Here is a 14,697-nt window from a genome sequence, read left to right as displayed (position 1 = left end):
GGGATAATGAAAAATCCAGGAACCCAACAACAGGAGCACTACAAAAATCAGGATCATGGTCAGTCCGCTACGCAATAACCACGAAGGCGACTTTCCGATGATCTCTTGCACCTCATCACTACGAATTTCTATGTTGTCCTTTTTTGGCATATTCATTCTTCTGCGTTCATCATACTAAATCATAAAAATCTGCGTCCAATCTTCTCAGCGTCCATTCTTCTCTGAGTCCAATCAGGTCTCATCAGCTTCCCAGTTCCAACTGATTTTTCACCAGGTTGAAATAAGCTCCTTTCTTCGCTGTCAGCTCGGCATGTGTGCCCAGCTCCACAATCCGCCCCTGATCGAGCACCACAATCTGATCGGCATTTTTTACTGTACTTAAGCGATGCGCAACCACAACCACCGTCTTTCCTTCATACACCCGGTTCAGGTTTTCCATGATGACCTTTTCATTGTTCGCGTCCAGGGCATTGGTCGCCTCGTCGAAAAACAGGTAGTCCGGATTCTTATAGATTACCCGAGCAATTAATATCCGCTGCTTCTGCCCTTGGCTTAGTCCGTGTCCGTCCTGCCCGATTTTGGTATTGTAGCCGAGCGGCAAGCTTTCCACAAAATCCTGAATATTGGCGGTCTTCACAGCAAACAGCAGCTTCTCCTTATCCACATATTCATCTCCCACCACAATATTATTTACGATCGTGTCCGAAAAAATGAAGCCATCCTGCATGACTGCGCCAACTTTTGTGCGCCACCACTGTTGCGAAAAATTCTTCAGGTCGGTGTCGCCCACGCGGATCTTTCCCGACACCGGCGGATAAAATCCCAACAGCAGTTTCACCAGCGTAGTTTTTCCGCTTCCGCTGGTTCCAACAATCGCGGTCAGCTTTTTCTCCGGAATCGTCAGGTTGATCTGGTCCAGCACTTTGGCCGAATGCGGTCCTTCATACTGGAAGACCAGATCCGTAATGGCAATGGTGCGCTCAGCCGGCATGGTATTGATGCGCGGATCGTCTTTTTTCTCCTCATCATCCTTTTGGTGAATTTCGCCCAAGCGCTCCAGACTGATCTTGGCATCTTGCGCCAAATGCATAAAGTTGATTAGATCGGACAAGGGAGCATTCAACTGCCCGATGATGTATTGCACGGCCAGCATCATCCCCAGGGTCATGTTGCCATTCAGCACCGCCATGGCTGCCAGCACGGTGATCACAATATTTTTGGTTTCGTTGATAAAAACCGAACCCGCTTGCTGGTACTGGTCAACCGACAGGTTTTGCACGTTTACCCGGAACAGTCGCGCCTGGATACGCTCCCACTCCCAGCGTTTTTGTTTTTCGTAATTATTCAGTTTGATTTCGGGCATGCCGTTGATCAGCTGGATCAGCATCCCCTGATTTTCGCTCAACTGCGTAAACTTTTTATAATCGAGCTGCCGGCGTTTTTGCATGAAGAGGTAAACCCAAACCACGTACAGCACCGAGCCCACCACGAACACAAGCAAAATTTTCCAGCTATAAATAGCCAGAACCACGCCAAAAATGACCAGATTGAAGAGCGAAAACAATACGCTCAGGGTTTGTGTGGTCAGAAAACGCTCGATCCGGCGGTGATCCTGGATCCGTTGCATCAAATCGCCAATCATTTTGGTATCGAAAAAGCCGATGGGCAGCTTCATCAACTTAATCAGGAAATCAGAAATAATGGAAATATTGATCCGGGTACTGATGTGCAATAAAATCCACGACCGCACAAAGTCGACCGACATCTTACCAATGAACAACATCATTTGCGCAGCCAGCACCAGGTAGATAAAACCAATGTCCTGGTTGTTGATTCCCACGTCAACAATACTTTGGGTGAGGAACGGAAAGATGAGCTGGATGATGCTCGCTGCCAGGAAGCCAATCATCAGCTGGCCCACCAGTCGCCGGTGCGGCCTGACATAGCGCCACAAAAATCCAAATCCCGTACGGTCGGTCACCTCATCGTCCTGGTCGTAAAAGGCCGGTGTCGGCTGCAACATCAGGCAAATGCCTTTTTCCTGCCCATCAGTAACCGTGGCCAGCCAGTGCTTTTTAAACTCCTGTTCGTTGTACTTCACCAGGCCAAAAGCCGGGTCGGCCACAAAAACTTTCCCTTTTTTCACCTCATACACCACCACAAAATGATTCTGGTCCCAGTGTACGATGCACGGCTTGGGCACATCCTTCACCAGTTGGGCATAGGTGACCTTGGTTCCGAGGCTGCGCATGCCAATGGCTTCGGCCGCATCGCTAATGCCCAACAAGGAAACCCCTTCGCGCGATAGGTGCGATTGCTCGCGTAAATAATTCAAATTGAAGTTGCGCCCGTAAAATTTGGCGATCATCCGCAGGCAAGTCGGCCCGCAATCCATGGCGTCAGGTTGTTTATAATGAGGAAAACGAGGCATAGCGCTTATTTACACCCTAAAAATAAGGGAAATCGGCATTCGTGCGCCCGACCAGCTGTTTAATTATCCACAATTGGCCGTTAATAGTGCTCAATATACCGGAATAACCGCTCGATGGATCGGAATGCCTGCTCGATGCACCGGAATATCCGCTCGATGCACCGGAAGATCTGCTTGATGTACCGGAATATCCGCTCGATGCACCGGAATACCTGCTGGATGTACCGGAATACCTGCTGGATGCACCGGAATGGCTGCTCGATGCACCGGAATGGCTGCTCGGTCTGTCGGAACAGATCCTTACTCAGTCGGGCCAAAATCCTCCTCATATAAAAAAATAGGACATCAAGAGCACATATCTTTTCAGAAAACATTTTTATAACATATTCACCCAAATACGGTGTCGTTGTTTGTTAAAAAATTATTACTAATTTTGGTGACTTCCATTGGAAAATCAACCTTTAAAACGTGTTTTAAACCAATAAAAAACTGATAAAATGAAAGTCTATAAAACCGATCAAATCCGAAACATCGCTCTAATTGGAAATGCTGGCAGTGGGAAAACCACCCTCGCAGAAGCCATGCTGTTCGAGGGTGGAGTAATCAACCGTAGGGGTGAGGTAACCGCCAAAAACACCGTATCGGACTACCAACCCATTGAGCAGGATTATGGCAACTCCGTTTTCTCAACCGTCCTTCACACCTTCAGCAACGACAAAAAAATTAACATCATTGACACCCCGGGAATGGATGATTTCCGTGGAAGTGTGGTTTCCGCTCTTCATGTGGTTGGCAGTGCCCTCGTTACGGTAAACACCCCGCACGGCATTGAAGCCGGAACCGAGTCGGTTTGCCGCTACACCGAACAAGCGAAAAAACCGATGATCCTCGTGTTTAACCAGCTGGACCATGAAAATGTCAACTTCGAACAAACGGTTGACCAAGCGAAAAGCATTTTCGGCAAAAAGGTGACCATCGTCCAATATCCGGTGAATGCCGGACCAGGCTTCGATTCCATTATCGATGTTCTGAAAATGAAGTTGTATAAATATCCGGCCGGCGGAGGCAAACCCGAAGTGCTGGACATTCCGGATGACGAACAGGAACGCGCCGACGAATTGCACAATGAGCTCGTTGAGATGGCCGCCGAGAATGACGAGGCACTGATGGAACTGTACTTCGAAAAAGGCAGTTTGAGCGAAGACGAAATGCGCCAGGGCATCAAACTGGGCATGATCGACCGCAGCCTGTTCCCCATTTTCTGTACCGGAGCGAAACACAACATGGGTGTTGGCCGCCTGCTCGAATTCGTGGCCAACATCACCCCGTCGCCGGCCGAAGCCGTGGAGGTTCCGGAAATCACGGGCAAAGTTGTGAAAAAAGGAGAAGACGCCCCCGCATCGCTCATCGTCTTCAAAACAACCATTGAGCAACACGTAGGCGAAATCACTTACTTCAAGGTAATGAGCGGAACCGTTAAAGAGGGAATGGACTTGATTATCGCTAAAAATGGCAACAAGGAACGGATTTCTCAGCTGTTCGTATCGGCCGGAAAAAGCCGGACCAAGGTAGATGCCATGGTTGCCGGCGACATTGGCGCTACAGTAAAAATGAAAGATGTAGATGTCAACAACACCCTTAGCGAAAAGTCGGCCGGCTACAAGTTTGCCGAAATCGTGTTCCCAACTTCACGACACACCGTAGCCCTGAAAGCCGTTAATGAGGCCGATGATGAAAAGGTAAGCGAAAGCTTCCAAAAGCTGCACGACCAGGATCCAACCTACCTCGTGGAATATTCGAAAGAATTGAAGCAAATGCTGGTACACTGCCAGGGCGAATACCACCTGAACACCTTAAAATGGTTTTATACCAACGAATTCAAAATTGACATTGAATTTCTGAAACCAAAAATTCCGTATCGCGAAACCATCACCAAAATGGCACAGGCCGACTACCGCCACAAAAAGCAATCGGGCGGTGCCGGGCAGTTTGGTGAAGTACATATGATTATTGAACCCTACATTGAAGGTGTTGACCCCAAAACGGTCGTAACCCTGAACGGAAAGGAACAAAAGCTGTCGATTCGCGACACCCAGGAATATCCGCTGTCGTGGGGTGGAAAACTGCTTTTCCACAACTGCATTGTGGGAGGCTCCATTGATGGACGCTTTCTCCCTGCCATTCTGAAAGGAATCATGGAAAAAATGGAAGAAGGGCCGCTCACCGGTTCGTATGCCCGCGACATCCGCGTGTATGTGTACGACGGCAAGATGCACCCGGTGGACTCCAACGAAATTTCGTTTAAACTGGCCGGACGAAATGCCTTCTCCAAAGCCTTTAAGGATGCTGGTCCAAAAATTCTGGAACCCATTTACAACCTTGAAGTATCCGTTCAAAGCGACCGCATGGGCGACGTCATGAGCGACCTGCAGGGACGCCGAGCCTTAATTATGGGTATGGGCAGCGAAAAGGGATTCGAAAAAATCAACGCTAAAGTTCCGCTCAAAGAAATGTATAAGTACATCACTGCGCTGAGCTCAATTACCCAGGGACGCGGCATCTTCTCCATCGCTTTTGACGGATATGAAAAAGTGCCACAGGAAGTTCAGGATGAGCTGCTGGCCACGTATGCTGCCGAACAAGAAGAAGATTAATAAAAGACCAATTCTAATCCTTTCATAGCTAGTAAGCCTTACTATTGATGAAAGCACCCCGGATCAGCCAATCCGGGGTTTTTTGTTTTAACCCGAACCATTTGGGGCAAAATAATCCAAATCGCCACCGGTGCCAATGGGAACAACTCTCCTTCTCAAAACAAAATACTTCTTCTAAATTGATATTTGCAGGTAGGTAAAATTACCCATTGTGCTGAATCGCTTTGTGACTTAAGTTTATAAACTGAGATCGAACTATTGCAAATCGAGTTTCAACTCGAGACTCTTTCTTAAGTATTCGCTCTAAATATCTGTTTATAAACTAAAAAAAGAAGAATTTATGAAAAGGCACGTTTACTCTCTCAACAAAGGCATCGTCTTTATCTTATCATTTCTGATGCTTGGTCTTGTATTCAACAGCTGTGAAAAAACATATGACGAAGCTGTAACAAGTGAATTATCGCTTAAAGACCACCACATCATGGTTGATCCTTGCAAAGAGGTTTGTTTGGTAGCCGGACAGCACATGTATGTTGGTAACGTTACGGTAGGTGAAGATGGTGGTGATATTTATGTAACTTTCAATATCACTGAGCCTGATGTCTACCTGCTGGAAACTCACGTTGATATTTTCCTCTCTGAAGAGCAATTTAAAGCTGATAAAAAAATCAGCAACGGCGGTGCAATACCCGGAAAGTTTGAATTCAAGAAATCGTGGAGCATGGGAGAAATGATGACCAGTTATACCGTCATGATTCCTGCCAGCTATGTTGATGAGGTTACTGGTGGAGCCAATTGCTTCTTTATCGCCACACACGCCGCACTTTCGAATGGCGAAACAGCATGGGGTGGCGTTTGCGACGAAACTGACAAAGGCGTCTCGTTAGCTGATGCAATGCAATTTCCCGGAAGAAACTGGTCGGTTTATTTTGAATTCTGTCTGGACGAATGTGAAACAACAATTGATTTCACCTACGCTTGGGAAGACCTGATGAAAGATGGAGCAGATGGAAATGATGGCGATTACAACGATTTAGTTATTAAGTCCGATGTCATTAAATCCATGAACGAGCTGAAGATTTCATTCTATGCCTCTGCCAGAGGAGCATCATACGACCACGCATTCAAAATCAGAATTCCTAAAATGGGTATTGTCGATGGAATGGATGGTGTTTTTGGAGAAGAAGGTATTGAAGAAGATGGCGATGACTACATCATCACCGTATTTGCCAGCACGAAGGCTCATCTTCCGCAGGAAAATATCAATCCTTACCCATTTGCAGCCAACACCCTAAGAACTGATACAGACTGTGAACCTCACGCTACCGCTGAAATCACGATTTCTATTGATGGCGACTTTGATTTTGACCCGAACGAACCCTACTACCCATTCATTACTGTTCACCCGGGAACCGCGAATGCGTATGATCTGAACATTTGGGAGCTGGACATGCCCAACGGAGACACCTGGAAGGATGTTGGCGGAATAGAATATCCCAACGGAATCATCATTTCAGACGATTGGAAATGGCCATACGAAAAAACGCACATCACAGCCGCCTACTCCGGATTTAAAAGTATAACCGAAGGTTGGGAACCCAATTGGGCGACTTTAACCGGCCCAAGCGAAGTTTTTGATGTTGTATGTGAATAATTATAAACCATAAATATTTTTGAACAATTCCCGATTTAGTTATTCGACAAAACCAAACAGGCAACCAAAAGCGGTTGCCTGTTTGCATTTATAGACTTTCCGTTATCTTTCAAACAGCTACCGCTTCCCAATCATTTTTCGAACCATTGACCTAAGCCTGTTGTCGAACCGTTTCGCTGCCAGGTACCGGCCAGTTCTAATTTTCAGTCGCTCATCAACCTTTTTTATTTGCGAAATGTACACCTTGTCAGCTGGCAGATGGATCAGGAAATTGGATAAAAACGCCTTCCATCTATTTTGCACGTGCCGGGTAGGCTGGCTCCAGTAGCGGCTAATTCCACCAAATGAGCCCACATCGCAAATATAAACTCCCTTCCGCAACAGGCTTTCAATCGCTACCGATACAAGCACTTCGTCGCCCTGATGATGAAACAATTTGTACTTTTCGAAGTAAACTTGTTGCCGCTGCTTGATTTCGTCAGCCAACTGTCCGTAAAACTCACGATCACCGCCGATAAACTCACCTCCGGCCCAAATGCCCAGAGAAGATTCGCCAGGCATCAGAATCTCCTTGTCTTGAATTAACCGATCCCTTCCATAAGCCGGATACCGCTGACTGGTTACATTATAATACACAGGAATACTGTTCTCAATACAATTCAATAAATTTTGAGGAATCGTATTCAGACATAACACATCGCTATCAATTAAAATCGCGTATTCTCCCTGATCTTCCCTCGACTTGAAATAATCAATCACATCAATTTTATAATGTGCCGAATAAAATTCAATATCTCTCGGAATTTTTAAACTAAACGGTATTTCAACCGCAGACAAACTGCGGGAATAACGCTCAATGTAATCTTTTTGATTGGTCAGGACAATCAGTTCCCTGGACGTAAAAAAAGCCAAGGAATTAGCCAAAACCTCACAACAGCGGATGTAGGTTTCGATTTGCTTCTCGAAATTACCTTTGATTCCATTGACTGAGACCGATTTCCGCTCTGTGTCAATGTAAAGTAGTGTGTAAAACCGGAAATCTTTCATCTCTTCCTTTATATTTATTCAGATGTGTGCAAACCAAAAGCTCAGTTTTCATTGATTGAACGCTCGTCAAGTACGCGCTGCATGATCTCTATCAATCTATTTTCAAACCGCTCCTGTGTAAATTCATTTTCATACCGCTGATAGCCTGCTTGTCCCATTCGATTGCGAAGATCTTCGTCTTTAAGCAACAACTCCAACTTATCGGCCAGTGCACCCACATCACGCTGGGGTACCAGAAAGCCGGTCACACCATCCTCCACAATATCGGGAATACCACCTTCGAAGGTTGACACTACCGGCAAACGATATTGCATCGCTTCAGCATTTACCAATCCAAATGTTTCGGCATTGTAATAGGTTGGAAAAACAAAAAGATCGGCACTTTTAAAAACCCTATCCTTTTCCTGCCCAAACTTACTGCCTACGTAACTGACGTGCTCCTCTAAACCAAGAGAATGAATCATTTCATTGAGCTGGGTTCCGGAAATATCGCCATCGCCACCTGCAATGACACACTGAAAAATGCAATTCCTATTTTTCAAAACGACACAGGCCTCCAACAAGACAATGATTCCTTTGGACTTGATTAAATTGGAGAGAAACAAAATTCGGGGAACCGCATTCGCTCTGGGCGCCACATCGCCAGCAACCCGCGCCACCCCATTCGGGCATATTTCAACCTGCTCCGGCGAGACATAAGCAGCAACGTCCGAAAAAAGCTGCCTGGACAGAATGATCACTTTGGAATCCTTAAAGGTAAAGCGAAACAACTTCCGAAAGAACGACGAGTTCTCCTTTTGCGCAAAACCTTTGTTGTGAAGATGATAAACCAGCGGAATTCGAAAAAGTTTCAGAAGAACGATTAACAAAAAATCTTTAAAAAATGCCGTTCCTGTGGTTGTCAACGCCAAATAGCAAACGTCAGGCTTCTTTTGAAGCAACACCTTGATCAATTGAAAAGAGATTTTCAAAGCCTTAAACAATTTTAGGAGCGACAGATTTCCTGAATCGTTTACCTCTTTTGACAACAACAGGTTAATGAAGCGCCCGTTGAACGCGTGGTTTATTTTTTCACTTTCTTTAATTGACAAGCCAACAATGGCTGATCCATGAATAGCAGGAGGAAGATGTAGCAGGAATAGAACGTCAGGCTTCATATTACACAAAATTGAATTTCTCGGCCAAACGCGACTTCAGTGAAAACTTTTCCCGGAACTCCCTGGCCAATGTGGGTTCCAGATTAGGCTTCGGATCGAAAACAAATTCAGTCTTCAATTCCTCATCCAATTTGGTTGAAAAGCGCCGGCTACTTTTTGTGTGCGTTGCTTCATCTCCAAATCCGATACTTTTCAATTTTGATTGACTGGGAAAAACAGTGATCAGATTGTTCTCAAATTGACAGTAGCCCAGCCGAATCGCCCAGGAGTCGAGGCGTCCATTCATCTGTTTCCAAAGCATGTAGGGCATATCCATGCCGCCGCGCATAAATTGTATTTGCCTTCGAATGTTCCACTTAAACGAATGATAGCTTTTCATTTCCCAGTCAACCAATTCCCAGCGATCTTTCCAAATCCCCCAGCCCCACGAAGCCGCCCGGTAGCCCAGGTAAAAGTCAGACTCATAATTTTTCAGAGATGGCAAATCCATCGTATAGCCCGAAATACTCATCATCTGCGGATGATCTTGATAGTAATCCAGTGCCTGATTGAGAAAATTCAGAAAGTTTGGTGTCGTAATCAAATCATCCTCTAAAACAATTACTTTACCATATTGCTTCACAACTCGGGAAACACCGGCGATAATTGAATTGGCCAAGCCCCGGTTGATGGGGGATTCTTCAATGGAAACAGACTGAAAACCAGAGATGGTCTTCAGGTAACGTCTGACTTCGGCGACCTTCGGGGCAACATCCGGATTTTTTGCACCGTCAGAAAAAACAAAAAGCTCACTCTTGCTGGACAGGTAATTCCGCTTCAAGGCTTCAACCGTTTGTTGAAGTTCTTCCGGTCGGTTATAAGTAAACAAACAAATTGGAGCAAGCATGTTTCTGGTTTTTTTTAACGCCGGATTGCGTTGGTACCTTTATTTTGAATGCCTAAAATACACAAATAAAACAGGAAAACACTATGGGGCCGATCCCTTTTAACATGAAGTCTATTTTTCGCGGAACAAATGGAAAAAACCATGCGCATTCCGGGTTTGGTCATCGCGTCCTTTAGCCTGAACCACGTAGTAATATACACCCGGGCTGGCATAGCGCCCGCCGATCTTCCCATCCCAGGCCGATTCGCTCACGGTAGATTCAAATCCCTGCACATTGTTGTTTTCCCACGAATGAATTTTCTTGCCCCAACGGTTAAAAATCTGGACATGAATCGACTGGAGCGACTGGTATTTGACAACAAACTCATCATTCAGACCATCGCCGTTGGGTGTAAACACATTGGGCACCTCAACCAAAGAACTGAGCGCAACAATATAGCTGTCAAGGTAAAACGTATCGCGACACGCAAAGTCATCCGAAAATTTGGTGGTGACCAACTTAACCTGGTAAGTCCCTGAATTTTCATAAACAAACACGGGGTTTTGATCAATTGCTGTTTGCAAAATGCTATCCTGAACAACCGTTCCGCCTTGTCCTTCGAGAATCATTTCATCCCGATCGCGAAAGAAAAACCATTCGTACTGATCGGCATTCAACGAAGTGCTGGTGAACGCCACCTCCAGTGGTGCTTCGCCTTCCATCGGACTGGCGGCAAAAGAAGCTGCCGTGACGACACTTTCATACAAAACACTCACTTCAACCTGGCAGTCAAAACGGTCATAAACAGTCAGCGTATATTCTGTATTTCGGGCAGGAGGCGAAAAGATTTGCGGGTTCAGCACGGCAGCTACCTGGTCGCCATCCGCAGTCCATCGTGTTTTTACATCCTTAAAAATCTGTTGTTCAGCACCGGTCGCCAAATCGTAATACACCAATTGCGCTTCTTCAAAAGCAGCCTGAACCTGGAAATAATCACAGGTTGATTCCGTAATTTCGGCAGTCGCTGTGTACCAACTGTTCATCACCCACGCGGTGTAAGTTTCGGTTGTTGCGCCTGCAGTCACTTCAACCCGATAGCCGCCACTTTCCAAATTGCTGATCGTTGATGTTGCTCCTCCTGAATTATCGGAAAGAAAAGGATCAAACAAACCCGTTCCTGAATTGTACTTCGTCCATTCAAAATTGGCACCAGCTCCACTTGCCGAGGTCGCCGTCAGCTGGCCGGCGTTTTGATCGGGAGCCGAACAAAAAATATGAATCAGATCTTGCGTGCCTGCACTATATTCTGTTGGAATTGACGCATCCGAAAGAGCTGAAATCTGAGCACCAACTGTTATCGAAATAAAAAACGCAATCAATAAAAATAGAAGTTTAAGTGTCTGTTGTCGTTTCATCATCAAAATCAGCTTGAATTATATGACCTCACAATATTAACGTTTATAATTGATTTATCTTTTACCAACTTTCATTTTTTGCCTGATTCCTTTTTGTTGAAAACTAGGCCTGCATAATACAGTAAAATAGGAAAATAGGTTATACTTTTGAAGCTGATTTTGAAACACTGTGATTGTGAATTATCTCGAAGAATTAAATCAAGCCCAAAGACAAGCAGTTGAAAATACCGACGGCCCTTCGCTGGTCATTGCCGGTGCAGGCTCCGGAAAGACCCGGGTGCTGACCTACCGCATTGCTCACCTGTTGAAACAAGGCGCGCGCCCGGGCAGCATTTTGTCGCTTACGTTTACCAACAAGGCAGCCAAAGAAATGAAAGAAAGGATTGCCAAAATTGTGGGCAATCAAACGGCCAGACACCTGTGGATGGGCACTTTTCACTCCATTTTTGCGCGTATTTTGCGGGTAGAGTCGGAAGTCCTTGGCTACCCGTCGAATTTTACGATTTACGATTCAGCTGATTCCAAAAGCCTGATAAAAACAATCATTAAAGAGTTCAAGCTCGATGATAAAACCTATAAACCCAACGTGGTTTCGAGCCGGATATCCGCTGCAAAAAACAGCCTGATTACCCCGGCAGCCTATGCCACCAATGCCCAGGTCAGAGAATATGACATGAGCATCCGGATGCCGCGCATTGCCGAAATTTACAAGGAATATGCCCGCCGCTGTTTTTTAGCCGGCGCCATGGATTTTGACGATTTATTGCTGAAAACCAACATCTTGTTCCGCGACAACAAAGCAATTCTTCAGAAATACCAGCAACAGTTTGATTATATTTTGGTAGATGAGTACCAGGACACCAATTTTGCCCAGTACCTGATTGTGAAAAACCTGGCAGCTACCCACCAAAACCTTTGCGTGGTGGGCGACGATGCGCAAAGCATCTACTCCTTCCGTGGTGCCCGGATTGAAAATATTCTGAATTTTCAGAAAGATTACCCCAAGCACCAGGTTTACAAGTTGGAACAAAATTATCGATCCACACAAACCATTGTGAATGCAGCCAACAGTGTGATTCAAAAAAATAAGCGACAGTTGCAGAAACGTGTTTTTTCTGAAAATGCCGAGGGCAACCCGATCAAAGTATTTTCGGCCTTGACCGACAATGAAGAAGGTTATTTGGTTGCCAATGAAATTACAGAAACCCGCATGCGACATCATTATCGCTACGAAGACTATGCGATTCTGTACCGTACCAACGCCCAGTCGCGGATTTTTGAAGAATCGCTTCGGAAACGAAATATTCCTTACAAAATTTATGGCGGCCTATCCTTTTACCAGCGCAAGGAAATCAAAGACTTGCTGTCCTATTTCCGGGTGGTAATCAACCCCAAAGACAACGAAGCAGTGAAGCGGATTATCAATTATCCGGCGCGCGGCATTGGGGCCACCACGCTTACTAAGCTTGAACAGGCGGCCACAGCCACAGGCGTGAGCATCTTCGAAATTGTTGAGCAAAGCGCCACCATCAACCATGCCGGACTTAACAAAGGGACAATCGGAAAAGTGATGCAATTTGTGGGCCTCATCAAACAATTTCAGGAAAAAATCGATTTGAATGATGCTTACGAAATGGCCAGCGAAATTGCCACCCAAACCAGCATCATTAAGGACCTGTACAAAGATCAAACACCGGAAGGGCTGAGCCGTTTTGAGAATATCCAGGAATTGCTGAACGGGATTCAGGAATTCTCCATCAATGCGAAAGAAGAAGGCCAACCCAACCTGCTGGCCAACTTTATGGAAGACGTGGCCCTGCTCACCGATCAGGATTCGGAGAAAGACGAAGACCGGGATAAGGTCACCCTCATGACCATCCATTCAGCCAAGGGATTGGAGTTTAAAAATGTATTTATTGTGGGGGTTGAAGAAAACCTGTTTCCTTCGAGCCAGTTTGGCAACATTACACCCGAAGCCTTTGAAGAAGAACGACGCCTGTTTTATGTGGCCATTACCCGCGCCGAGGAAAATGCCTACTTGAGTTTTGCGCGTCAGCGTTATCGTTGGGGAAAACTGGATTTCTGTAACCCCAGCCGTTTCATTGCTGATGTCGATCCCCAGTTTCTCGATTTGCCCGATGCCGACGAATTCAACTTTGACGAGGTGCCGACCGAAGGTAAAGCCATTCATAAACAAACATTTGGCAAGCCAACCGCAGCCGGACGACGCCCTCAAGCCGCCGACCAGCCAGGCATGAACCAGAAACTCATCCAGTTGCGTCAAGCAAAAAAACAGGCGCAAAACTTCGACGGCGATGACCCACGCGACATTCAAACGGGCATGACCGTTGAACACCAGCGCTTTGGCAAAGGTAAAGTTCAGCAAATTGAAGGCAGTTTCCCAAATTTGAAGGCCACCGTATTTTTTCCAAATGCCGGCCAAAAACAATTGCTCTTAAAATTCGCCAAATTAAGAATTGTGCAATAGTTCACCTTCTCCGTAGTGAATAACAAGCATACAATCAAGAATATCGAAAATAAATTTGCCAACAAAATATTTTCACTTAGCTTTGCAAACAGAGAAAATCTACTCCACTTCGGATGATCGGCTGAATTACCGAATGATATACAACCTTGATTGACACAAAAGTTTATTAGATATTTTTTAAATGGATTACAATTCGAATCGTAAAAAATTACCCCTGCCAGAGTATGGGCGTAATATCCAAAATATGGTCGATCACATCATGACCATTGAAGACCGTGAAGAACGCAATTTGGCTGCTCAAACCATTATTGATATAATGGGAAATTTGTATCCCTACCTTCGCGACATTAATGATTTCAAGCACAAATTGTGGGATCACCTGGCCATTATGGCTGGTTTTAATTTGGATATCGATTATCCTTACGACCCGCCCAAACCGGAAACATTTCAGGAACCACCTAAAAAAGTTCCCTACTCCAGCAACCACATCAAATTACGTTACTACGGAAAAACGATTGAAGAAATGGTGGAGAAAGCAGCAGAATACGAAAGTGGCGAAGAAAAAGAAGTCCTGATTAAGCTGCTGGCCAACCACATGAAAAAATCGTACCTCACCTGGAACAAAGATGCGGTGGATGACGAAAAAATTTACAAAGACCTGGAGCTGCTTTCAAAAGGAAGAATAAAAAGAGAAGGATTGGAATTAGCGGAAACACGCGACATCCTTTTTCGTTCGGCTCCACGCAAAAAACAAAATACAGGCCCCGGCCGTGGCCCTAAAAAACACCGCAAGAACGACTAATACTTTTCATCGGGATGGCAACATTTCAAATTAATGGCGGCAAAAAACTGAGTGGTACGCTTCAGCCTCAGGGCGCTAAAAATGAAGCCCTTCAAATCATCTGTGCAACACTTTTAACCTCCGATCCGGTATCAATCAGCAACATTCCTGAAATAAGGGATGTGATGAAGCTGATTGAAATTC

Annotated in this window: 9 protein-coding genes and 1 pseudogene; 5 read left to right on the top strand and 5 right to left on the bottom strand. The window is 45.5% G+C overall.

The window, feature by feature from the left end; genetic code table 11:
* Positions 1-241: 241 nt before the first annotated feature.
* Entirely contained in the window at positions 242-2,431 is a 2,190-nt protein-coding gene (locus NC99_RS07080; protein WP_053181496.1) for a peptidase domain-containing ABC transporter, read from the bottom strand.
* Positions 2,432-2,928: 497 nt separating this feature from the next.
* Between NC99_RS07080 and NC99_RS07075 the strand changes: the two genes are divergently transcribed.
* A complete protein-coding gene (locus NC99_RS07075) occupies positions 2,929-5,085 on the top strand; it encodes an elongation factor G (protein ID WP_053181494.1) in 2,157 nt (718 codons plus the stop codon).
* A 340-nt stretch (positions 5,086-5,425) separates the two neighbouring features.
* Positions 5,426-6,739: an LruC domain-containing protein gene (locus tag NC99_RS07070; protein WP_082326353.1), complete on the top strand. Its 1,314-nt coding sequence runs from the start codon at positions 5,426-5,428 to the stop codon at positions 6,737-6,739.
* 117 nt (positions 6,740-6,856) lie between these two features.
* On the opposite strand, the gene NC99_RS07065 is transcribed toward NC99_RS07070, so the two are convergent.
* The 4 genes from NC99_RS07065 to NC99_RS07050 all read right to left on the bottom strand — a co-directional run bounded on the left by NC99_RS07065 (position 6,857) and on the right by NC99_RS07050 (position 11,227).
* A complete protein-coding gene (locus tag NC99_RS07065; RefSeq protein ID WP_053181486.1) occupies positions 6,857-7,786 on the bottom strand; it encodes a hypothetical protein in 930 nt (309 codons plus the stop codon).
* 41 nt (positions 7,787-7,827) lie between these two features.
* Entirely contained in the window at positions 7,828-8,943 is a 1,116-nt protein-coding gene (locus NC99_RS07060; RefSeq protein WP_053181483.1) for a glycosyltransferase family 4 protein, read from the bottom strand.
* Between the two features lies 1 nt (position 8,944).
* Positions 8,945-9,829 carry a glycosyltransferase gene (locus NC99_RS07055; protein ID WP_053181481.1) on the bottom strand — a complete coding sequence of 295 codons (885 nt, stop codon included), beginning with the start codon at positions 9,827-9,829 and terminating at the stop codon, positions 8,945-8,947.
* 111 nt (positions 9,830-9,940) lie between these two features.
* Positions 9,941-11,227, bottom strand: a complete 1,287-nt coding sequence (locus tag NC99_RS07050; RefSeq protein WP_082326352.1) for a T9SS type B sorting domain-containing protein — start codon at positions 11,225-11,227, stop codon at positions 9,941-9,943.
* Positions 11,228-11,399: 172 nt separating this feature from the next.
* Here NC99_RS07050 and NC99_RS07045 point away from each other — a divergent pair, with 172 nt between their 5' ends.
* From NC99_RS07045 to NC99_RS21855, 3 genes and pseudogenes are all read left to right on the top strand, one after another.
* Positions 11,400-13,712, top strand: a complete 2,313-nt coding sequence (locus tag NC99_RS07045) for an ATP-dependent helicase (protein ID WP_204374928.1) — start codon at positions 11,400-11,402, stop codon at positions 13,710-13,712.
* A 181-nt stretch (positions 13,713-13,893) separates the two neighbouring features.
* Positions 13,894-14,514 carry a DUF4290 domain-containing protein gene (locus NC99_RS07040; RefSeq protein ID WP_053181477.1) on the top strand — a complete coding sequence of 207 codons (621 nt, stop codon included), beginning with the start codon at positions 13,894-13,896 and terminating at the stop codon, positions 14,512-14,514.
* A 14-nt stretch (positions 14,515-14,528) separates the two neighbouring features.
* Positions 14,529-14,697, top strand: a pseudogene (locus NC99_RS21855) (UDP-N-acetylglucosamine 1-carboxyvinyltransferase); the annotation flags it as partial.

The organism is Sunxiuqinia dokdonensis, from assembly GCF_001270965.1.
In the GTDB taxonomy this organism is placed as follows: Bacteria; Bacteroidota; Bacteroidia; order Bacteroidales; family Prolixibacteraceae; genus Sunxiuqinia; species Sunxiuqinia dokdonensis.
Note: the sequence above shows the minus strand (reverse complement) of the source record. Positions and strands in the feature narration are given on the sequence as shown.